This window comes from Streptomyces sp. WM4235, assembly GCF_001279725.1.
Taxonomy (GTDB): Bacteria; Actinomycetota; Actinomycetes; order Streptomycetales; family Streptomycetaceae; genus Streptomyces.
The window spans coordinates 150,344-172,589 of sequence record NZ_LGDE01000001.1 but is presented as its reverse complement, the minus strand read 5'-3'; the positions used below and the strand labels follow the sequence as shown (position 1 = coordinate 172,589).

Below are 22,246 nucleotides of genomic sequence, written 5' to 3'. Positions count from 1 at the left end.
TATCGGCCCTCGTATCGGCCCTCGTATCGGACCGCCCCTTCCCGAGTATCGGAACGACCCCTTCCCGACCCGATTGTCACCGGCCCGTCACAGCGCCGTCACCGCGCCGCCGCAGCACCACCCGGCCCTCAAAACCCCCTTCCACCAGGGGTTTTGCATGATCTAGATTTCATCTTGCCTCCCAGGGGGGGAGGTCGAGACAGCAGTCCTGGGGGACACTTTCATGAACGCCCGCACCACCTCTCGCCGCTTGCGCGTACTCACCTGCACCGCCCTCGCCCTGGCCACCGGGATGATCACCGCCGGGCAGGCCCTCGCCTCCGAGCCGCCGGTGGTCCCCGGCAAGTCGACCGCCGCCGCACAGGCCGTCCCGCAGCCGGGCGGCGCCGTCGCCGCCCCGAAGGCCAAGACCGCCGGCAAGGCCGCGGCGGCCGTCTCCCCGCGCCTGGACATCGACGGGAACGGCAAGGACGACTTCCTCCTGCGCAACGTGTGGGGCGGCTGGTCGGTGCGCTACGACTCCGGCGCCACCGCCGAGTTCCCGATCACCGGGGAGATCAAGAACGTCGACGAGCACAAGGAGGTCGTGCCGGTCGGCGACCTCGACGGGAACGGCAGCCCCGAGCTCCTGACCATCAACACCCAGGGCGGCATCCAGCTGCACACCGCGACCACGCACGGCTCCACGCCGACCGGCTGGGCGTCCGGCGGCTGGCACGTGTTCAACAAGGTGGCGGGTGCGGGCGACCTGACCGGCGACGGCCACCCGGACCTGCTGGCCCGTACGACCAAGGGGCAGCTCTTCCTCTACCCGGGCACCGGCAAGGCGGACACCACCAGCCCTTACGCGGACCCGATCGAGGTCAAGGGCGGCCATTGGAACCTCTTCAACCTCGTAACGGGCTACGACTTCGACAAGGACGGCCTGGCCGACCTGATCATGCGGGGCTCGGACGGCCTGCTGTACTTCAAGCCCGCCACCGGCAAGACCGACGCCCCGTTCGGTGACGCCGTTCCGATCGGCCACGGCTGGCAGCAGTTCGACCAGGTCCTCGCCCAGGGCGACAAGGACGGCAACGTCCGGCTCCTGGCCCGCAAGAACGACGGCGGCGCCTTCGTCTACACGAGCCTCGGCAACGGCAGGCTGGACCAGACCGGCAGCTACGACCTGGAGTTCCCGCACTTCCTCGGCTTCGCCGGTGACGACTCCCCGAACGGCGCCTACGGCAAGAAGAGCCTGATCGCCCGTGAAGCCGGCGGCTCCATTTCGGCTTACCGCTCCAGCGGCCGCGACGGCTTCGAGGGGCCGACCGGTTACTACGCGTTCAGCCGGCCGCCGAGCAGCACCGACACCCTGATCCACACCTCGGGGCTCGGCACCAACCCGAACGGCAACGTCCTCAAGGTCACCGCCGGTGGTCAGCTGTGGGCGCTGCACGAGAAGGGCGATGTGAACCTGGGCTCCGGCTGGGGCATCTACAACACCGTCATCGGCGTCGGTGACCTGACCGGGGACGGCCGCGGCGACCTGCTGGCCCGTGAGAAGGGCGGCGACCTGTACCTGTACCCGGGTCGCGGCACCGGCACCGGCTTCTACAACCGCCTCAAGGTCGGCAGCAGCTGGAACTCCCTGGACCGGATCACCGGGGCCGGCGACATGACCGGCGACGGCATCCCCGACCTGGTCGGCCGCGGCACCGACGGTCGCCTGTGGCTGTACCAGGGCACCCACGACACGGCCGTGCCGTTCGCGCGGCCGGTCCAGGTCGGCAGCGGTTGGAAGGACATGACCGCGATCGTCTCCCCCGGCGACCTGAACGCCGACGGCCTGTCCGACCTGGTCGCCCGCGACTCCCAGGGCAAGCTCTGGCTGTACACGGCGAGCGGCCTCACCCCGACCGTCCCCGATGCCACCTTCGAGCCCCGCACCGCCCTGGGCTCGGGCTGGAACCTGTTCACCGACCTGGTCTGATCCGGTCGATCCCCCCACCGCGGGCGACGCCCCGGTGCCCCCTCTCACCGCGCCCCACCTGATTCCTCCGGTGGGGCGCGGTGCCGTGCCGGGACGAAACCCCCGAAAGGGGATGCCGCGTTCGCCCGTGGATTAGTCCGGGGCGGTTGCGCCGCGCGCGTGGAAGGATGGCGGGGCAACGACCATCGAAGGAGATGAACGCGTGCCTGGCACGAACCTGACCCGTGAAGAGGCCCAGCGGCGAGCGAAGCTGCTGACCGTCGACTCGTACGAGATCGAACTCGATCTCAGCGGTGCGCAGGAGGGCGGCACCTACCCCTCCGTGACCACCGTGCGGTTCGACTCCGCCGAGGCGGGCGCCGAGACCTTCATCGACCTGGTCGCGCCGGCCGTGCACGAGGTCGTGCTGAACGGCAAGGCACTGGACGTGGCCGCGGTCTTCCGGGACTCCCGGATCGAGCTGGACCACCTCGTCGCCGGGGCCAACGAGCTCCGGGTCGTCGCGGACTGCGCCTACACCAACACCGGTGAGGGCCTCCACCGCTTCGTCGACCCGGTCGACCAGCAGGCCTACCTGTACACCCAGTTCGAGGTGCCGGACGCGCGGCGGGTCTTCGCCAGCTTCGAGCAGCCCGACCTGAAGGCGACGTTCCGGTTCACCGTGACGGCCCCCGAGGGCTGGACGGTCATCTCGAACTCCCCGCGGGACATTCCCGAGGGGGCGGAGGCCGCGGACGTCAAGGACGACGTCTGGCGCTTCGAGCCGACCCCGCGGATCTCCTCGTACATCACCGCGCTGATCGTCGGGCCGTACCACGCCGTCCACAGCTCGTACGAGGGTCCGAACGGGCAGTCGGTGCCGCTCGGCATCTACTGCCGGCCCTCGCTCGCCGAGTTCCTCGACGCGGACGCCATCTTCGACGTCACGCGGCAGGGCTTCGACTGGTTCCAGGAGAAGTTCGCGTACGACTACCCCTTCGCGAAGTACGACCAGCTCTTCGTGCCGGAGTTCAACGCGGGCGCCATGGAGAACGCGGGCGCGGTCACCATCCGCGACCAGTACGTCTTCCGCTCGAAGGTGACGGACGCGGCGTACGAGGTGCGCGCCGAGACCATCCTGCACGAGCTCGCGCACATGTGGTTCGGCGACCTGGTCACCATGGAGTGGTGGAACGACCTGTGGCTGAACGAGTCGTTCGCGACGTACACCTCGATCGCCTGCCAGGCGTACGCCGAGGGCTCGAAGTGGCCGCACGCGTGGACCACGTTCGCGAACTCCATGAAGACCTGGGCGTACCGGCAGGACCAGTTGCCGTCCACGCACCCGATCATGGCGGACATCCGTGACCTGGACGACGTGCTCGTCAACTTCGACGGGATCACGTACGCCAAGGGCGCCTCGGTGCTCAAGCAGCTCGTCGCCTACGTCGGCATGGATGCCTTCTTCAAGGGTGTGCAGGCGTACTTCAAGGCGCACGCGTTCGGGAACACCCGCCTGTCCGACCTGCTGGGCGCGCTGGAGGAGACCTCCGGCCGCGACCTGACCGCCTGGTCGAAGGCGTGGCTGGAGACGGCCGGCATCAACATCCTGCGTCCGGAGGTCGAGACCGACGCGCAGGGCGTCATCACCTCCTTCGCCGTCCGCCAGGAGGCGCCCGCGCTGCCCGCCGGCGCCAAGGGCGAGCCGGTGCTGCGCCCGCACCGGATCGCGGTCGGCCTGTACGACCTGCGCGACGGCCTGCTGGTCCGCTCGGACCGGATCGAGCTGGACATCGACGGCGAGCTGACGGCGGTGCCGGAGCTGGTGGGCCGCGCCCGCCCGACGGTGGTGCTGCTCAACGACGACGACCTGTCCTACGCGAAGGTCCGCCTGGACGACATCTCGCTGGCCAACGTCACCGCGCACCTGGGCGACTTCACCGAGTCCCTGCCGCGCGCCCTGTGCTGGGCCTCGGCGTGGGACATGACGCGGGACGGCGAACTGGCCACCCGCGACTACCTGGCGCTGGTGCTGTCGGGCATCGGCAAGGAGTCGGACATCGGTGTGGTGCAGTCGCTGCACCGCCAGGTGAAGCTGGCCATCGACCTGTACGCCGACCCGGCGTGGCGGGAGCAGGGCCTCGCCGACTGGACCGAGGCCACGCTGGAGCACCTGCGGTCGGCCGCACCGGGCAGTGACCACCAGCTGGCCTGGGCCCGTGCCTTCGCGGCGACGGCCCGGACCGAGGGACAGCTGACGTACCTGTCGGCGCTGCTCGACGGCTCCGCGGAGATCGAGGGCCTGGCCGTCGACACCGAGCTGCGGTGGGCGTTCCTGGAGCGCCTGGTCGTCACGGGCGTCCTCGACGAGCCGGCCATCGCGGCCGAGCTGGAGCGGGACGCCACCGCGGCGGGCGAGCGCCACGCGGCCACCGCCCGGGCGGCGCGTCCGACGGCGGAGGCCAAGGCACAGGCGTGGGCCTCGGTCGTCGAGGGCGACTCGCTGCCCAACGCGGTTCAGGAGGCGGTGATCGGCGGCTTCGTGCAGACCGATCAGCGTGAGCTCCTCGCCCCGTACACCGAGAAGTACTTCGCGGTGGTCAAGGAGGTCTGGGACACCCGGAGCCACGAGATCGCCCAGCAGATCGCGGTGGGCCTGTACCCGGCGCTCCAGGTCTCCGAGGAGACCCTGACCGCGACGGACGCCTGGCTGGCCTCGGCCGACCCTGGCGCGGGTCTGCGCCGGCTGGTCTCGGAGTCCCGTTCGGGTGTCGAGCGGGCGCTGAAGGCCCAGGCGGCGGACGCGGCCGCCGCGTCCTGACGCCGCGGCCCGACCGACGAGGGGCGTCCCCGGTGCGCGACACGCGTACCGGGGGCGCCCCTCGCGCGTGGCCGCCGGGGCGTGGGCGCCGGAGCTTCAGGACGCCGGGACGGCTCTGAGCGCGGCCAGTACGTGGGCCAGCGCCGGCGCCGACGCGGAGCCGCGCCTCAGGGCCGCGACCACGTGCCGGGTCGGCCGGTCGTGGGCCAGCACCCGGACGGCGACGCCGGATGCGCGGCCCGTCACCATGCGCGGGACGAGCGCCACGCCCATGCCGGCCTCGACCATGGCGAGGATGGCCGTCCAACCCGACGCGGAGTGGGCCTGTTCGGGGACGAACCCGGCGGCCTCGCACGCGTTGCGGGTGATCTCCGACCAGGGCCCGCTGCCCCCGTAGATCCACCGGTCCCCGGACAGGTCGGCCAGTCGCACGGCCGGCGCGGCCACCAGCGGGTGGTCGGGGGGCAGGGCCACGTCCAGCGGGTCCTCCAGCAGTGTGACCCGGGTGAAACGGGGGTCACGGGCGGTCGGGGCATGGGCCGCGAGGGAAAGCGCCAGGTCGACGGCGCCCGCGGACAGCAGCTCGTACGATTCGGCGGCCTCGGTCTCCCGGACGCGCACCTCCACGCCGGGGTGGGTCCGGCGCAGGGCGGCGACGGCCGGGACGACGAGGACGGGCACAGCGGTGGAGAAGGCGCCGATCCGGACCTCGCCCGCATCCCCCGACAGGTAGCCGGCGAGTTCGGCGTCGGCTCGTTCGAGCTGGGCGAACACGGCCTCGGCGTGCCGCAGGACCAGGTGCGCGGCGTCGGTGAGCCGCACCCCGCGCCCCTGGGCCTCCAGTAGTGGAACCCCCAACTGCCGGGCGAGGTTGGTCAGCTGCTGCGAAACGGCCGAGGGCGTCATGTGCAGCGCCTCGGCCGTCGCGGTCACGGTGCCCCGGTCGGCCAGGGTCCGCAGGATCCGCAGCTTCTTGATGTCCCACTCGATCATGGGACCGAACCTACCGCCGGGCACCGAGGGCCACGCCGCCCAGGATCAGCGCCATGCAGAGGAGTTGGGCGGGGCCGGTCCGTTCGCCCAGCAGCAGCAGTCCGAGGCCGGCGACGCAGACGGGCTGGAGGTAGTACACGACGCCGGCGCGGGCGGCGCCGATGACCGCGACGGCCTTGTTCCAGGCGAAGAAGGCGACGGCGGAGGACATCACGCCGACGTAGAGCAGCATGCCTGCGGTGGCGGGGGTGAGGGCGAAACCGCCCTGGACGGACAGGGACACGGCGTACGCGGGCGCCAGCATCAGCGCGCCGAGCACGAAGGTGGCGAGCAGGAAGGCGAGTCCGCCCAGTTCGGCGGGCCTGCGCTTGAGCAGGGCGCTGTAGGTGGCGAAGGACAGGGCGGCGCCGAACATCCACAGGTCGCCGGCGGTGAACTCGAAGCCGAGCGAGCCGTCCCCGACGAGGAGCAGCACCCCGAAGGCGGCGAGCAGCATTCCGAGGACGCGGCGGGCTCCGAGTCGTTCGCCGCCGAGGCGGGCGTACAGGGCCATGATGACCGGCGAAGCGGCCATGATCATGCCCATGTTGGAGGCGGAGGTGGTCAATCCGGCCTGGTGGACGAGCGTGTTGTACAGGGTGACGCCGAAGAGCGTGGCCAGGCACACGTAGCCGAGGTGTGCGCGGAGCAGGGCCCGCTGGGCCCAGGCCTGGCGGGCGGCGAAGGGGGCGACGGCGACCGCGGCGATGACCCAGCGCCAGAAGACGGCCTGGATCGGGGGCACGGTGTCGGCCATGCCGCGGGTGGCGACGAAGCTGCCGGACCAGACGACCGTCGCGACCAGCGCGAGCGCGACGCCGAGTCCGGCGGCCCCCTTCGCACCGGTGCCTCCGGGCCGCTCGCGCTGCCCGGACTGGGCGGACTGGCCGGGCTGCCGGGTCCGCGAAGCGGTGTGGGCGCGGTCCGTGACGGGCACTGGGTGTCTCCTCCTGAGGATGGGGTGCGGTGCGTGGTCTACCGTCGCATCCCACCATTGCCCAGGTCCATCGAAACATTTCGATCGGTCTTTTCAGCAGGACTGAACGGTTCCACGGGGATCACCTCGGCCTCGTCCGTCGGTCCGGGCGCCTTGGGCGTCCGCTGCGCGAGCTGTCCCGCCACGGTCGCGCCGAAGGCGATGGCCATGCCCAGCACCTGTACCGGGGTCAGCGCCTGTCCGAGGGCGGCCCAGCCGATGACGGCGGCGGTGAGCGGGGACAGCGGGCCGAGCAGGGTGACGGAGGTGGCGGTCAGCTTGCCGATGCCGCGGAACCAGAGCCAGTACGCGATCCCGGTGTTGATCAGCATCATGTAGCCGTAGCCGAGGAGGGCCCTGCCGTCGAGGGCCGGCGGCGCCCCCTCCACGAGAGCGGCGATCGGGATGATGAACAGGCCGCCGGCGGTGAGCTGCCAGCCGGTCACCGCCAGCGGGCCGACGCCCTCGGGGCGTCCCCAGCGCTTCGTCATCACGGTGCCGGCGGCCATGGAGGCGGAGGAGACCACTCCGGCGATGATCCCGACGAGGTCCAGCCGGGCCTGCGCGGTCAGGACGACCATGCCCACCCCGAACGCGGCCACGATTGCGGCGAGCACGGTCCTCAGCCGCGCCCGCTCCCCCAGGACCAGCGCGGCGAGCCCGACGACGAACAGCGGTCCGGCGGCGCCGAGTACGGCGGCGACGCCACCCGGCAGCCGGTAGGCGGAGAGGAAGAGCAGCGGGAAGAAGGCGCCGATGTTGAGGGTGCCCAGGACCGCCGACTTCCACCACCACTCGCCCTTGGGGAGGGTCCGGGACAGGGCGACGAGCAGCAGTCCGGCGGGCAGGGCCCGCATGACCCCGGTGAACAGGGGCCGGTCCGGCGGCAGCAGTTCGGTGGCGACGGCGTAGGTGGAACCCCAGGAGACGGGGGCCAGGGCGGTCAGGGCGACGGTGGCGAAGCGGTTCACGAGAGCTCCTCGGGCGGATGGGAGCGGATGGGAGAAGACAAGGGAGCGGGACTCGGGCGCGGCTCAGGCGGCGCCGGCGACGCTCTCGCGCGGGATCGGTGCGGGCGTCGGGGTCGCCGTCGCGGCCGGGGGCACCGCGTACACGGCTTCCGCCGGGAGTCGGCGCTCCAGCCGGGTCAGGGCCAGTGCGGCGCCGAGGGCGGCCACGGTCAGGACGGCCCAGGGGAGCCGGCCGTCGACCGAGAGCAGGGCGGTGAACAGGGACGGGGCCAGGGCCGAGGCCAGGGAGTAGGACAGTTGGTAGGTGGCGAGGTAGCGGCCGCGTACGGCCTCGGGCGCGGCCGACACCGACAGGGCGCCGCCCGACGGGCTGTGGACCAGTTCCCCGACCGTGTAGACGACCACGATGACCAGCAGGGCGATCAGGGTCGCGGTCCGTCCGGGCCGTACGGTGCCGAGCACGATCTGGCCCACGAACGCGGCCGCGAAGAGCAGGGCGCCGAGCGCGGCGGAGCGGGTCCGGCGGGCTCCGGAGCGGCGGACCCGGCTCGCGATCAGGACTCCGGCGCCGGCGCACAGGGCGGTGTTGACGGTGAAGGCGGCCCCGGTGAGGGAGTCGGGGCCGTTCAGCCAGGTGGCGATGTAGAGCGGGAAGAGCACGGACAGCGCCGAGTAGCCGAGCGCGGTCAGGAAGTTGGCGGCGGTCAGGCCGAGGAAGGGGCGGTCGGCCAGCACCATGCGGTATCCGGCGGGCGGCGGCCCGGCCGAACCGGCCGCGGCAGAGGTCGAAGCGTCCCGCACCGGCTTCACACGGGCGACGAGCATTCCGGCGAGCGCGAAGGCGACCGCGTTGCCCCAGGCGGTGTGGGTGAATCCGGCGGTGCCCCACACCGCCAGGACGCCCGAGACGATCAGCGCGCCGGCTCCCATGCCGGCGTTCTGCAGGGCCCGGATGGAGGCCTGGAGCCGGTCGCGGGAGGAACCGCGGGCCACTTCCCCGATCAGGGACTGCTGGACGACGGGGAACGACCGGTCCGCGAGGGCGGTGACCAGGGCGACGGCGGCGAAGGCGGGGAGCGTGTCGGCGAGCGGGTAGAGCGCGAAGCCGAGGGCCCGGATCGCGTAGAGGAGCAGGTTGACCTTCCGCGCCCCGAACCGGTCGACGGCCGAGCCGGCCAGGGGCATGACGGCGAGTCCGGCCAGGCCGGTCACGGTGAGCACGACGCCGACGACGGCGAAGGAGAGTCCCGTGACGTGGTGGAAGAAGACGAGCGAGAAGGGGACGTACATGCCGATCCCGATCGCGCTGATCCCCACCCCGAGGAGCAGGGACCGCTCCCCCCGCACCCGTTCCCCCGCCGGCCGCCTCGCCTTGTCCTCGCCCACGTGAACCACTCCCCCGTTAGATCGCTTGGAAGTAGCTTAGCGTTAAGCTACTTTCCGTCAAGCAACTTTCTTGCGTTCAATCAAACGGAAGCCGGATACTGCGCCCATGACCGAGGAGAACAAGGACGCCGTCGACGCGATCACCGCTCAGTGGTACGCCGTACGACCGGATCTCGACACCGCACCCATGGCCGTCTTCGGCCGGATCTACCGGATCACCAAGGCCATGGGCGACGAGATGGAACGGACCTACAACCGCTACGGGATCTCCCGCGGGGAGTTCGACGTCGTCGCCACCCTGAGGCGATCCGGAATGCCGTACACCCTCTCGCCCCGGCAGCTGTCCGCGACGTTGATGCTCACCACGGGCGGCATGACCGGGCGTCTGGACAAGCTGGAGAAGGCAGGACTGCTGACCCGCAGCCCCGACCCGCACGACCGGCGCGGGCTCCACGTGACGATCACCGACCGGGGCCTGACGCTCATCGACGAGGCCGTCACCGCGGGCCTGGAGGTACAGCGCGCCGCGCTCACCGGGCTCGACCCGCAGGAGGTCGAGGTCCTCACCGGCCTGCTCAGGAAGTTGCTCGCCGGGACCCCGTGAGGGCCTGCCGCCGGGGCCGCGTGCACGTCGCGGGCCGGGACCCCGTGAACACGACGGGGCGCCGGGAGTCCGCGACACGGCCGACACGCGTCGGCGTACGGACCCCCGGCGCCCCGGAAGTCATGAGGGGTGACCACCCCGCGCGGGAGCGGTCACGTGAACGGACGTCAGTCCGTGGGCTGCTGCTTGCGCGACTTGTCGCCCACCATGACGAGGCCCGCGATGACCAGGAACAGCACGATCGGCGTGGCCACGAACAGGCCGAGCGTCTCGCCAATGCTCAGGGGCGGAGCCGGGTCGTCGCCGTCGTCGCGGGTCAGCGCGAGGGCGGGAGACGTCATCAGCAGCATCATCAGCGTCGTTCCGGCCGTGACGGCGCCGGCGCGCAGTGCGTTCTTCTTGTCCACGGTGCAAAAGTAGCGAACACCTAAACGGAGCGCGCGCCCGGGGGTGCCGTACGGGTCCGTACGCCCTCGCGCACCGCGCTCAGCAGGGCGTTCGCCCGCGAGGAGGCCGTCAGCGCCTCCAGCGTCAACGGTCGCCCCGACCCGTCGGCGATCGGCAGCCGCCAGTTGGGGTACTGGTCCCAGGTCCCCGGCACGTTCTGCGGCCGCCGGTCCCCCACCGCGTCCGGCAGCCACACGCCGACGAGCCGGGCGGGCGTGCGCAGCAGGAAGCCGTACAGGGCCCGCACGGCGGACTCCTCGTCCTTGGTCTCCAGGCCGAGCCGGTCCAGCAGGGCCAGCCACTCGGCGGTGTCGGCCTCGCCCTCGGCCCGTTCCACCTCCACCGGGCGGGCGAGCAGACCGAGCCGGTCGCGCAGTTCGACATGGGCCCCGGCCAGCTTCGCGGCGGTGGGCGGCAGATCGTGCGTCGTGGCCGTCGCCAGGCAGTCCGCCCGCCACTGCTCGGGCTCCAGCGGGGCTCCGCCGCACGCCCAGTCGCGCTCGAACCACAGCACCGAGGTGCCGAGCACCCCGCGCCGGGCCAGGGCGTCGCGGACCCTCGGCTCCACCGTCCCGAGGTCCTCGCCGACGACCAGCGCCCCGGCCCGGTGGGCCTCCAGGACCAGGATCGCCAGCATCGCCTCCCCGTCGTGGGAGACGTACGTGCCCTCCGCCGGCGGGGTGCCACGGGGGATCCACCAGAGCCGGAACAGCCCCATGACGTGGTCGATGCGCAGCGCGCCCGCGTACCGGAACACCCCGCGCAGCAGGTCCCGGAAGGGCGCGTACCCGGCGGCGGCCAGCGCGTCGGGCCGCCAGGGCGGCAGCCCCCAGTCCTGGCCCCGCGCGTTGAAGGCGTCCGGCGGGGCGCCCACGGAGATGTCCTCGGCGTAGTGGCGCGGTCCGGCGACGTCCGAGCCCTGCGGGTGCACGCCGACCGCCAGGTCGTGCACGATACCGACCGCCATGCCCGCCTCCCGGGCGGCGCTCTGGGCGGCGGCGAGCTGCTCGACCGTCAGCCAGACCAGCCAGCGGTGGAAGTCGGCCCGCTCCCGTGGATCCTCCCCGGCGTGCCCGGCGCACCAGGCCGCGTGCCGGTCCAGCGGGTCCCCCTGTTCGGTGCGGAACGCGGCGTAGGCCGCAGCGCGCCCGGCCGTGCGCGGGACGACGTACAGCAGCTCCAGGGCCCGCCGCTTGAGCTCCCACACCGCGTCCCGGTCGATGAGCTCGCCCTTCTCCAGGACCGCGCGGCGCAGCTCGGCTCCGCGTGCCGCCAGCTCGTCCAGGGCCGTCCGGTCGGGGCAGTCGGCGTACTCGGGGACGTCCTCGATCCGCAGGTGGACCGGGTCCGGGAAGCGGCGGGTGGAGGGACGGTAGGGGGACGGGTCGGTCGGCGTCCCGGGAACGGCCGCGTGCAGCGGGTTGACCTGGATGAAACCGGCGCCGTGGGCGCGACCCGCCCAGCGGGCGAGTTCGGCCAGGTCGCCGAGGTCGCCCATGCCCCAGGAGCGCTCGGACAGCAGCGAGTAGAGCTGGACGAGCAGCCCGTGGGTCGTCCGGCCGGGCGCGGCCGGGGCCCGGTCGGGGGCCACGATCAGCGTGGCCTCGGCGGTGCGGCCCTCGGGCGCCTCGGCCGTGAGCCGGTGCACGCCGAGCGGCAGGTCGGGGCCCCACGGGGCCTCCCCGCCGTCCTCCAGCAGCACCCGGCTCCCCGGCGGCGCGGCCGGCAGGGGCTCCCCCCGCCAGTGCACCACCGTGCGGGGCAGGGGTCGCACGGCGGCCTCCAGGGCGGCTTCCGCGACGGCGGCCCGGATCTCCTCGGGCGTGTCGGCGGGCACCCCGAGGCACGCCAGCACCGTCGTGATGGTGGCGTGCGGGACCTGGACGGTCACGTCGGCGGCGGGCTGGTAGCTGGTGGCGATGCCGTGCAGTTCCGCGAGCCGGGCGAGATCGTCCATGGTCAAGTCCCTGTCTAGTTGCCCGCGGCCGCGGCCGCGGCGGGTGTGGTCGGCTCGCTGGTCAGCGGGGCCTCGGCGGTGAGGGGCGGCTCGCTGGTCAGCGGCGCGTGCGCGGAGTCGGCGAGCGGGGGCTCGCTGGTCAGGGGCGCGTCCGGCAGTCCGGCCTGGGTCGGCAGGTGGGCGAGCGGGGCGAGGGGACGGGCGGCGGTTTTGCGGGCGGTGTGGATCGTGCGGTTGGTCCGGACGTTCATCTGAGCACTCCTTCGCGCGGGTTCGGTGGAACGTGCCCGGGGGGACACCCTCGTGGCACGCGTGTCGGAACAGAGCGGACCAACGCAGCCCTACCCAGTCGACGGCCGCGCATTCCTGGCGAATCCGCTCCAGATCCCCCATCCGCATTGACACTCGCACCGTGCGAATGGTGGGCTCTGGCTCGTTCGTACGAGCGGGGGACGACTCGGGACGGGGAGGCTCCGTGCAGCTCAGGGGCAAGAAGCGGGCCACGGCGGCGGTGATCGCCGTCATGGGGACGCTCTTGGGCGGAGCGACCGCTTCCGGGCCTTTGGTGATGTCCGCCTCACCCTCGGCGCCCGACATGCCCGACACGCCCGCGTCGAAGCCGGGGGCGGGCGGCGCCGCGGCGAACGGCGCCTCGCCCGCCGCGTCCGGTGCCTCGCCCGATCCGGTCCTCGATCCGGGCTCCGACGCGCCGCGGACCGCCGCCGACGGGCCGGCCGTGTGGCCGCGCCCGCAGTCGATGAGGGCCGATCCGGCGCACGCGGTGCCGGTGGGCACCGAGGCCGTGCTGGTGGCGGCGCCGGACGCCGACCCGTACGCCGCCGAGGTCGTCCGGACCACCCTGCGCGGGGCCGGCGTGCGGACCCTGCACGAACGGGCCCCCGGGGACGCGCTGCCCGAACACGGCCTCGTCGTACGCCTCCAGGGCCCCGACGCCCTCGCCGCACTGCGGGCGCTGGGTGCGGCCGAGGCGGGGGACCTGCCGTCCGGGGGCTACCGCATCGCGGTGGGCAGGGTCGGCGACCGGAACACCGTCGCGCTCGCCGGCGTGGGCGACGACGGCCTCTTCAACGCGGCGCAGACGCTGCGCCAACTCCTCCCGACGGGCACCACGAAGGCCCCCGGGGTGCGCGTACGGGACTGGCCGACGGCTCCCGTGCGCGGTGTCACCGAGGGCTTCTACGGGGACCCCTGGACCCGCGAGCAACGGCTCGCCCAGCTCGACTTCATGGGACGCACCAAGCAGAACCGGCTGTTGCTGGCGCCCGGCGACGACACGTACCGCACCACGCGGTGGCGCGAGGACTACCCGCCCGAGCGGCAGGCCGAGTTCCGGGCGCTCGCCGAGCGGGCCCGCGCCAACCGGGTGGTGCTCGGCTGGGCGGTGACCCCCGGCCAGTCGATGTGCCTGTCCTCGGCGGCCGAGCGGGCGGCGCTCACCCGCAAGGTGGACGCCATGTGGGACCTCGGCTTCCGGGCGTTCCAGCTCCAGTTCCAGGACGTCAGCTACACGGAGTGGGGCTGCCTGGAGGACCGCGAACGGTACGGAAGGGGCCCCGCCGCCGCCGCGAAGGCGCACGCCGAGGTCGCCAACGAGCTGGCCGCGCACCTCGCCGCCCGCTACCCGGGGGCGCCCGCGCTGTCGCTGCTGCCGACCGAGTACTTCCAGGACGGCCCCACCGGCTACCGGAGCGCGCTCGGCGGCGCGTTGAACGCGCGCGTCGAGGTCGCGTGGACGGGCGTCGGGGTGGTGCCCCGCACCATCACCGGCAGGGAACTGGCCGGGGCCCGGGCCGCCTTCGGGCAGCACGCGCTGGTCACCATGGACAACTACCCGGTCAACGACTGGGATCCGGGCCGGATCTTCCTCGGCCCGTACGCGGGGCGGGACCCGGTGGTGGCCGGCGCCTCGGCGGGGCTGATGCTCAACGCGATGCCGCAGGGCACCCTGTCGCGGATCCCCGTGTTCACGGCGGCGGACTACGCGTGGAACCCGCGCGGCTACCGGGCGGGCGAATCGTGGGCGGCGGCGGTACGCGATCTCGCGGGCCCGGACCCCCGGGCCCGCAAGGCACTGGCCGCCCTCGCCGGGAACACCGCCTCGTCGGGGCTCAAGCAGGAGGAGTCCGCGTACCTGAGGCCGCTCGTCGAGGAGTTCTGGCGGACCCGCGCCGCGGGCGACCGGGCGGCCGGCGCACGGCTGCGCGCCGCCTTCACCGTGCTGCGGGAGGCCCCCTCCCGGCTGCCCGGTCTCACCGACGAGGCCGGCCCGTGGCTGGACCGGCTGGCGGAGTACGGAACGGCCGGCGAACTGGCCGTGGACATGCTCCGGGCCCAGGCCCGGGGGGACGGCGCGGCGGCCTGGAAGGCCTCGCGCGCCCTGGCGCAGGCCCGCGCCGGGCTCGCGGAGACCCGCGACACCCGGGTGGACACGGCCGTACTGGACGCCTTCCTCACGAAGGCCACCGCCGAGGCGGACAGCTGGACGGGAGCGTCGCGGACCGTCGGCACGGTGTCGCGGGGCGCCGACGCGTGGACCGTCCGGCTGGACGGCGTACGCCCCGTGTCGGCGGTCACCGTGATGACGGACCCGCTCGCGCCCGGGACGCTCGCCACGGTGGAGGCACACGTACCGGGCGAGGGCTGGCGCAAGGTCGCCGACGCGGGCGCCTCCGGGTGGACCCAGGCCGACCTGCGAGGTCTGCGGGCCGACGCGGTACGGCTGGTCTGGCCCGGGGCCTCCCCCGCCGTGCACCACGTGGTGCCCTGGCTCGGGGACGGGCCCGCGGCCCGCTTCGAGCTGGCCGGCGGCGGGCGGGCGGACGTGGAGATAGGCGGCGCCCCGCTGCGGGTGTCCGCGGACCTGTCCGCCCTGCGGCCCGGCGAGGTCCGGGGCGCGCTGTCGGCTGCCCCGCCGCCGGGGATCGCGGTCCGCGTCCCGGGCGAGGTGAAGGCCCCCCGGGGAACCCTGGTCAGCGTCCCGCTGGAGGTCACCGTCGCGGCCGGCACCCCGGCGGGGGTCTACTCCGTCCCGGTGACCTTCGCCGGTCAGTCGCGCACCCTGACGGTCCGGGCGGTGCCCCGCACGGGCGGCCCGGACCTGCTGCGGGGCGCGAAGGCCTCCTCGTCCGGCGACGAGACCCCGGCCTTCCCCGCCTCGGCGGTCCTGGACGGAGCCGACACCACCCGGTGGTCGTCCCCCGCGGTGGACGGGGCGTGGTGGCAGGCCGAACTGGCCGCCCCCGCCAGGATCGGCCTGCTGACCCTGCGCTGGCAGGACGCGTATGCGTCCGCGTACCGGGTCGAGACCTCCGCGGACGGGGTCACCTGGCGCGCGGCGGCGTCGGTCACCTCCCGGGGCGGCACGGACACCGTCCACCTGGACGCGCCGGGGACCCGGTTCGTCCGCGTCACGTGCGACAGGCGCGCGACGCGCTTCGGCTGCAGCCTCTGGTCGGCCACGGCCCGAGCGGTCACCCCCTGACCGACCGGGGCCCGGCCGGGCGGCCCCATCCGGCCCGGCCGCGCAAAACCAGCCTCGCCGGCGTTTGAGGCGCGGGTCCGGGCGGAGCCCGGTGCCCGGCGGAGCCGGGGTTGCCTGGGGCTCCGCCCCAGACCCCGCGCCTCAAACGCCGGCGAGGCTGAAGCGGCCGGGAGGCTAGGACGCGGCGGCCGTCACCCCGATCCCGATCCGATCGAGGGCGTCGTCGGCCCCGTACGGCTGGAGGTACGGCATCCACCGCGGGTCCCGGTGGCCGGTGCCGATGATCCGCCAGGCGAGGCCCGACGGCGGTGCCGGCTGGTGCCGCAGCCGCCAGCCCAGTTCCAGCAGGTGGCGGTCCGCCTTGACGTGGTTGCAGCGTCGGCACGCGGCGACGACGTTGTCCCACGCGTGCTGCCCACCCCGGCTGCGCGGGATGACGTGGTCGACGCTGGTGGCGACGGCCCCGCAGTACATGCAGCGTCCGCCGTCTCGGGCGAAGAGCGCGCGGCGGGTGAGCGGAACGGGCCCCCGGTAGGGGACCCGCACGAAGCGCTTGAGCCGGACCACGCTGGGAGCGGGGACGGCTCTCGTCGCGCTGTGCAGAAAGGCGCCGGATTCCTCCAAGGAGACTGCTTTGTTCTCCAGGACGAGGACGAGCGCGCGGCGGAGCGGTACGACGCCGAGCGGCTCGTACGACGCATTGAGGACCAGGACGTGCGGCACGGACTGCCTCCTTGTACGCCGGCGGCGCGTGGCTCGCGCCGGGACGATCTGCTCTCCAGTCTCCCCTTATGGCAGGTCGAAGCGCCACCACGCGCCCGTAACGGGTCCGGGGTGTTTTCAACCACACCCGCCTTCTCGCCGGGTGAGTCTGGTCTCTCCCTCCACGACGACAACAAGGTCGGGCGAGTGCCCCGTTAGTGTGGTTGGTCTGCCCGCACAAACCTCTCGCGGGCAGACCGCTATGCCTGGAGGTTCCCGCCGTGCCCTCGCCCGCCACCCTGCTACCGCTGGCAGCGACCACCGACGACGCCGCGGAGAGCGTCACCAACGCCGCGGACTTCATAGAGCAGAACTGGGCCGATTGGCTGGCCATGGGGCTGCGGATCGTCTTCATCCTGGTGATCGCGTTCGCGCTGCGCTCGGTGATCCGCAAGTCGCTGACCAGGCTCATATCCCGGATGAACCGGGGTGCGGCGGCCGTCGAGGGGACGACGCTGGGCGGGTTGCTGGTCAACGCGGAGCGCCGGCGTCAGCGATCCGAGGCGATCGGTTCGGTGCTGCGGTCGGTGGCCTCGTTCCTGATCCTCGGCACGGCGGTGCTGATGGTGCTCGCCGAGCTGAAGATCGATCTCGCGCCGCTGCTGGCGAGTGCCGGTGTGGCCGGTGTGGCGATCGGTTTCGGTGCGCGGAACCTGGTGACGGACTTCCTGTCCGGCGTGTTCATGATCCTTGAGGACCAGTACGGCGTCGGCGACAAGATCGACGCGGGGGTGGCCTCCGGCGAGGTCATCGAGGTCGGGCTGCGCGTGACGAAGCTGCGCGGCGACAACGGCGAGATCTGGTACGTCCGCAACGGCGAGATCAAGCGGATCGGCAACCTCAGCCAGGGCTGGGCCACGGCGGGCGTGGACGTGCAGGTCAAGCCGACCGAGCGGCTCTCCCACTTGCGCGAGGTGGTCCAGGAGGTCGCGGACGCCATGGCGAAGGAGTCCCCGTGGGACGAGCGCCTGTGGGGTCCGGTGGAGGTACTGGGCCTGGACGAGGTGCTGTTGGCCTCGATGACGGTGAAGGTGTCGGCGAAGACGATGCCCGGTCAGCAGTTCGCCGTGGAGCGCGAACTGCGCTGGCGGATCAAGGAGGCCTTCGACGCGGCGGGCATCCGGATCATCGGCGGGCTGCCGGACGCGGAGGAGGCCGAGGAGGCCGCCGACCCGTCGGCCTCCGTGGCGGCGCCGTCGGCGATGTCGAACCCGACGTCCCCGCAGGCACTGGCCACCACACCGATCCCCGGACCGAGCGCGCCCGGCAATCCCCGGATCACCAAGTAGCCGCCGCATCGAACGCTTTCGCCGCCCCGCAGGTCACATCCTGCGGGGCGGCGCCATTGACAGGGCTCGAACGGTGATAGGAAACTTACCTAACAGTTCATCTCGGTGAGGGAGAACCGCTCCATGCCCGCCGCCACCCCCGGTACGCCCAGCCTGTTGCGCGCCATGAACGACCGCGCCGCCCTGGAGCTGCTGCTGACGCACGGCCCCCTGTCGCGGACCCGGATCGGCCGGCTGACCGGACTGTCCAAGCCGACCGCCTCCCAACTGCTGGCCCGGCTGGAGGAGGCCGGGCTGGTCGTGGCCACCGGCACCGACGGCGGCCGCCCCGGCCCGAGCGCCCAGCTGTACACGCTCAACGCCCGGGCCGCCCACGTCGGCGGACTGGACGTCACCCCCGAACGGATCGTCGCGGCCGTGGCCGATCTGACCGGCGCGGTGGTCGGCACCTTCGAACTCCCCTACTCCGAGGGCGCCGGCGCCGTCGACCAGGTCACCGAGGCGCTCGGCGAGGCCGTCAAGGCCGCCGGGCTCCAGCGCTGCGACCTGCACCGCCTCGTCATCGCCACCCCGGGCGCGTTCGACCCGCAGACCGGCCGGCTGCGGTACGCCAGCCACCTCCCCGGCTGGCACTCCCCCACCCTCCTCGACGAGCTGGCGGCGGCCCTGCCGATGCCGGTCGAGTACGAGAACGACGTGAACCTGGCCGCCGTCGCCGAACAGCGGCTCGGCGCCGCCCGAGGCCACGAGGACTTCGTCCTGCTGTGGAACGAGGAGGGCCTGGGCGCCGCCCTGGTGCTCGGCGGCCGACTGCACCGCGGCTGGACGGGCGGCGCGGGCGAGGTCGGCTTCCTCCCCGTGCCCGGGCACCCCCTGGTCCGGCAGGTCGCCCGCGCCAACACCGGCGGCTACCAGGAACTGGCGGGCGTACAGGTACTGCCCCGGCTCGCCGCCGAGCTGGGCATCGAGGTCCCGACCGGGCCCGAGGTCTCCGTCGGCGTCGCGCTGCTGGAGCGGGCCGCCGCCGAGCCCGAGGGCCCGCACCTGGGCTTCCTCCGCTCGTACGCCACCGTCCTCGCGACGGGTCTGGCCTCGCTGGTCTCCGTGCTCGACCCGGAGATCGTGGTCCTGTCGGGGGCCCTGATCGGCGCGGGCGGGGCGCCGCTGCACGCCCTGTTGGAGACCGAACTGGCCGAGCTGGCCCCCTCCCGCCCCCGTCTGGTCGCCGGCGAGGTGCGCGAGCGGCCCGTCCTGCGGGGCGCGTTGGAGAGCGCCCTGGCCGCGACCCGTGACGAGGTCTTCGACACCTCCCGTCGGCCCCTCCAGCAGCCCCTGAACTGACACCTCCCCCTCGCGCACCACCGCGGCACCCCTCACGGAAGTTCCCTCACGCAGAGAGCGAGCCCCGCCATGCCCAGAACCGGACGACCGATGCTCACGGCCGCGCTCCTCGCGGCGATATCCGTACTCGCCGGGGCCTGTACGGGCCAGGGGGGATCCGCCGCCGCGGACGACCCGAAGGCCGAGGTCACGCTCAACTTCTGGCACGGCTGGTCCGCACCCGGCGAGGTGAAGGCCATCGAGGACAACATCGGGCGCTTCCGGCGGGCGCACCCCAACATCAAGGTCCGGGTCACGGGCAACATGACCGACGACAAGATCAACCAGGCGTTGCGCGCGGGCGGGGACAAGGCCCCCGACGTGGTCTCCTCCTTCACCACCGACAGCGTCGGCAAGTTCTGCGACTCCGGCGCGTTCGCGGACCTGAACCCCTTCCTCGCCAAGTCGGGCGTCGACAAGACGAAGGTCTTCCCCAAGACCCTGCTGGAGTACACCCGGTTCGACGACAACCAGTGCACGCTGCCGCTGTTGAACGACGCGTACGGCCTCGTCTACGACAAGACCGCCTTCGCCGCCGCCGGGATCACCGCACCCCCCAAGACCTGGAGCGAGTTCGTCGAGGTCGCGCAGAAGCTGACGGTGCCCCGCGGGGACACCTACGACCGGCTCGGCGTCATGCCGACCTTCCACGGCTACGAGACCACCCCCATGCGGCTGGCCGCGCAGTGGAGCCCGAGCTGGTTCGACGCGCGGGGCAAGTCGAACCTGGCCGCCGACCCGGGCTTCGCGCGGATGCTGACCGCGCAGAAGGACCTGGTCGCCAAGTTGGGCGGTTACGAGAAGCTGGAGCGCTTCCGCAGCACCTTCGGTGACGAGTGGAGCGCCGAACACCCCTTCCACCGGGGCCAGGTCGCCATGCAGATCGACGGCGAGTGGCGCCCCGCGATGGCCAGGGAGGCCGGGGTGAAGTTCGAGATCGGGACGGCGCCGCTGCCCGTCCCGGACGACCGGCTCGCGGAGTACGGCAAGGGCTACCTCTCCGGCACGGTCATGGGCATCTCCGCGGCGAGCGGGAAGCAGAACGCCGCCTGGGAGCTGGTGAAGTACATGACCACCGACACCGACGCGGTGGTGGACTTCGCCAACGCCATCCACAACGTGCCCTCGACTCTGGCCGCGCTGGAGTCCCCGCGGCTCCGGGTGACCCCCGAGTTCCGGACCTTCATCGACATCGCCCGGCACCCCGCGTCGAGCACCACGCCGGCCCAGGCCGACGGCGGCACCTACCAACTGACCTTCCAGGAGTTCGCGTACCGGGTCGAGAAGGGCGACGTGCCCGACATCGCGGCCGGTCTCGCCGCGACCGACAAGCAGATCGACACCGACATCGCGAAGGCCAAGCAGCCCCGATGACCACGCGCACCTTGCGGGCGAAGCGCCGCGGGGCGAGGCTGCGCACCGCGGCCTTCATGTCGCCCTGGCTGATCGGGTTCGCGGTGTTCTTCGCCTACCCCCTGCTGTCCACCGCGTACTTCTCCTTCACCCGGTACGACGGCTTCCGTCCACCCGTCTTCAACGGCCTGGACAACTGGGCGTACGTGTTCTCGGACTATCCGCTGTTCTGGCCCGCGATGCGCAACACGCTCTGGCTGGTCGTGGTCATGGTGAGCTGCCGGATCGTCTTCGGCCTCGGCGTCGGCCTGCTCATCACGCGGATCAAGACGGGCGCCGGGATCTTCCGGACCCTGTTCTACCTGCCCTACCTGGCCCCGCCGGTGGCCGCGACCCTGGCCTTCGTCTTCCTGCTCAACCCCGGGACCGGGCCGGTCAACGTGCTGCTGGACTCGGTGGGGCTGCCCACGCCCGGCTGGTTCACCGACGCCGACTGGTCCAAGCCGGCGCTGACCGTGCTCGCCGTGTGGGGCGTGGGCGACCTGATGGTGATCTTCATGGCCGCGCTGCTCGACGTACCGAGGGAGCAGTACGAGGCCGCCGAGCTGGACGGGGCCGGTGCCTGGGCCCGGTTCCGGCACATCACCCTGCCGAACATCTCGCCGATCATCCTGTTCGCGGTGGTCACGGGGGTCATCCAGGCCATGCAGTACTACACCCAGCCGCTGGTGGCGGGGAAGGTCGCGGCGGGCGTCATCGGCGGCTCGGGGCAGCAGTTCGAGCCGGGCTACCCCGACCGGTCCACGCTGACGCTGCCGCAGGTCGTCTACAACGTCGGCTTCCAGCGCTTCGACTACGGGAGCGCGTCCGTGGTCGCGCTGGTCCTCTTCGCCCTCTCCATGGCCTTCACCGCGCTCCTCATGCGCCGCCGTGGCGGACTGATCGGATCCGGTGACTGACATGGCCGACTCGACCGCGCTCCCCCGGGGCCGCAAGCCGCTGCTGCACTGGGTCGCGGTGCACTCCCTGGGGGTGGCCGCCGCCCTGTTCTTCGTCCTCCCCTTCGTCTTCCTCTTCCTCACCTCGCTGATGAGCGACCAGCAGGCGCTGACCCGTGACCTGTGGCCGCGCACCTGGGAGTGGGACAACTACGTCCAGGTCTGGAACACCCCCGGATTCCTGACCTGGTGGCGCAACACGCTGCTGTACGCCGGACTCGGCACACTGCTGACCGTGGTGTCCTCGGTGCCCGTCGCCTACGCGCTCGCCAAGTTCCGCTTCCGCGGCAGGCGACTGTCGCTGCTGCTGGTGATCGCCATGATGATGCTGCCGCCGCAGGTGGTGGTCATCCCGATGTACCTCTTCTGGGCCAAGCAGTTGGACCTGTCCGGGACCCTGTGGCCGCTGATCGTCCCGATGGCGTTCGGCGACGCCTTCTCGATCTTCCTGCTCCGCCAGTTCCTGCTGACCATCCCCGACGAGTACCTGGACGCGGCCCGCGTCGACGGCTGCGGCGAGGTGCGGACGCTGCTCCGCGTGGTCCTGCCGATGGCCAGGCCGGGCATCGCGGCCGTCGCCCTGTTCCAGTTCTTCGCCGCCTGGAACGACTACTTCGGCCCCCAGATCTACGCCTCCGACAACCCGGCCGCCTGGACGCTCAGTTACGGCCTGGAGTCCTTCAAGGGCGCGCACCACACCAACTGGAACCTGACCATGGCCGCGACCGTGCTGGTCATGGCCCCGGTGATCGTCCTCTTCTTCCTCGCCCAGAAGGCGTTCGTCGAGGGAGTCACCCTGACCGGAGTGAAGGGCTAG

The 22,246-nt window shown here is 72.7% G+C and carries 17 protein-coding genes; 9 read left to right on the top strand and 8 right to left on the bottom strand.

The genetic code is table 11. From position 1 onward, the window contains the following. Positions 1-223 precede the first annotated feature (223 nt). A complete protein-coding gene (locus ADK55_RS00740; protein WP_053674882.1) occupies positions 224-1,972 on the top strand; it encodes an FG-GAP repeat domain-containing protein in 1,749 nt (582 codons plus the stop codon). Positions 1,973-2,174: 202 nt separating this feature from the next. Then, positions 2,175-4,772 carry an aminopeptidase N gene (pepN, locus tag ADK55_RS00735; RefSeq protein WP_053674880.1) on the top strand — a complete coding sequence of 866 codons (2,598 nt, stop codon included), beginning with the start codon at positions 2,175-2,177 and terminating at the stop codon, positions 4,770-4,772. 96 nt (positions 4,773-4,868) lie between these two features. Here pepN and ADK55_RS00730 read toward each other — a convergent pair whose 3' ends face one another. From ADK55_RS00730 to ADK55_RS00715, 4 genes are all read right to left on the bottom strand, one after another. Beyond that, complete coding sequence (locus ADK55_RS00730) at positions 4,869-5,765, bottom strand: LysR family transcriptional regulator (protein WP_053674878.1); 897 nt, start codon at positions 5,763-5,765, stop codon at positions 4,869-4,871. A gap of 10 nt (positions 5,766-5,775) precedes the next feature. Further along, entirely contained in the window at positions 5,776-6,609 is an 834-nt protein-coding gene (locus ADK55_RS00725; protein WP_420713584.1) for a DMT family transporter, read from the bottom strand. A gap of 170 nt (positions 6,610-6,779) precedes the next feature. After that, on the bottom strand, positions 6,780-7,751 hold the full coding sequence (locus tag ADK55_RS00720; protein ID WP_053674873.1) for an EamA family transporter: 972 nt from the start codon (positions 7,749-7,751) through the stop codon (positions 6,780-6,782). A 63-nt stretch (positions 7,752-7,814) separates the two neighbouring features. Beyond that, a complete protein-coding gene (locus ADK55_RS00715; protein WP_053674871.1) occupies positions 7,815-9,137 on the bottom strand; it encodes an MFS transporter in 1,323 nt (440 codons plus the stop codon). A 106-nt stretch (positions 9,138-9,243) separates the two neighbouring features. Between ADK55_RS00715 and ADK55_RS00710 the strand changes: the two genes are divergently transcribed. After that, on the top strand, positions 9,244-9,741 hold the full coding sequence (locus ADK55_RS00710; protein ID WP_053674869.1) for a MarR family winged helix-turn-helix transcriptional regulator: 498 nt from the start codon (positions 9,244-9,246) through the stop codon (positions 9,739-9,741). A gap of 167 nt (positions 9,742-9,908) precedes the next feature. On the opposite strand, the gene ADK55_RS00705 is transcribed toward ADK55_RS00710, so the two are convergent. From ADK55_RS00705 to ADK55_RS00695, 3 genes are read right to left on the bottom strand one after another with little or no spacing between them, the layout of a single operon-like run. After that, positions 9,909-10,148: a hypothetical protein gene (locus ADK55_RS00705; protein WP_053674868.1), complete on the bottom strand. Its 240-nt coding sequence runs from the start codon at positions 10,146-10,148 to the stop codon at positions 9,909-9,911. A gap of 20 nt (positions 10,149-10,168) precedes the next feature. Beyond that, positions 10,169-12,145, bottom strand: a complete 1,977-nt coding sequence (locus tag ADK55_RS00700) for a 4-alpha-glucanotransferase (RefSeq protein WP_053674866.1) — start codon at positions 12,143-12,145, stop codon at positions 10,169-10,171. 14 nt (positions 12,146-12,159) lie between these two features. Beyond that, a complete protein-coding gene (locus tag ADK55_RS00695; protein WP_053674864.1) occupies positions 12,160-12,396 on the bottom strand; it encodes a hypothetical protein in 237 nt (78 codons plus the stop codon). Positions 12,397-12,620: 224 nt separating this feature from the next. On the opposite strand from ADK55_RS00695, the gene ADK55_RS00690 reads away from it, so the two are divergent. Continuing rightward, positions 12,621-15,647 (top strand): beta-N-acetylglucosaminidase domain-containing protein, encoded by a 3,027-nt coding sequence (locus tag ADK55_RS00690; protein ID WP_053674862.1) that lies wholly within the window; start codon positions 12,621-12,623, stop codon positions 15,645-15,647. 174 nt (positions 15,648-15,821) lie between these two features. Here ADK55_RS00690 and ADK55_RS00685 read toward each other — a convergent pair whose 3' ends face one another. Continuing rightward, positions 15,822-16,370: an HNH endonuclease gene (locus ADK55_RS00685; RefSeq protein ID WP_053674860.1), complete on the bottom strand. Its 549-nt coding sequence runs from the start codon at positions 16,368-16,370 to the stop codon at positions 15,822-15,824. A gap of 260 nt (positions 16,371-16,630) precedes the next feature. On the opposite strand from ADK55_RS00685, the gene ADK55_RS00680 reads away from it, so the two are divergent. The 5 genes from ADK55_RS00680 (at position 16,631) to ADK55_RS00660 (ending at position 22,246) form a co-directional block, all read left to right on the top strand. Further along, positions 16,631-17,698 (top strand): mechanosensitive ion channel family protein, encoded by a 1,068-nt coding sequence (locus tag ADK55_RS00680; protein WP_078998313.1) that lies wholly within the window; start codon positions 16,631-16,633, stop codon positions 17,696-17,698. A gap of 123 nt (positions 17,699-17,821) precedes the next feature. Beyond that, positions 17,822-19,039, top strand: a complete 1,218-nt coding sequence (locus ADK55_RS00675) for an ROK family transcriptional regulator (protein WP_053674858.1) — start codon at positions 17,822-17,824, stop codon at positions 19,037-19,039. Between the two features lie 69 nt (positions 19,040-19,108). Further along, positions 19,109-20,452 carry an ABC transporter substrate-binding protein gene (locus ADK55_RS00670; protein WP_053674856.1) on the top strand — a complete coding sequence of 448 codons (1,344 nt, stop codon included), beginning with the start codon at positions 19,109-19,111 and terminating at the stop codon, positions 20,450-20,452. Further along, positions 20,449-21,390, top strand: coding sequence for a carbohydrate ABC transporter permease (locus tag ADK55_RS00665; protein WP_053674854.1), 942 nt, complete (start codon positions 20,449-20,451; stop codon positions 21,388-21,390). The genes ADK55_RS00670 and ADK55_RS00665 overlap by 4 nt, the downstream gene beginning before the upstream one ends. 1 nt (position 21,391) lies before the next feature. After that, complete coding sequence (locus ADK55_RS00660; RefSeq protein ID WP_053674852.1) at positions 21,392-22,246, top strand: carbohydrate ABC transporter permease; 855 nt, start codon at positions 21,392-21,394, stop codon at positions 22,244-22,246.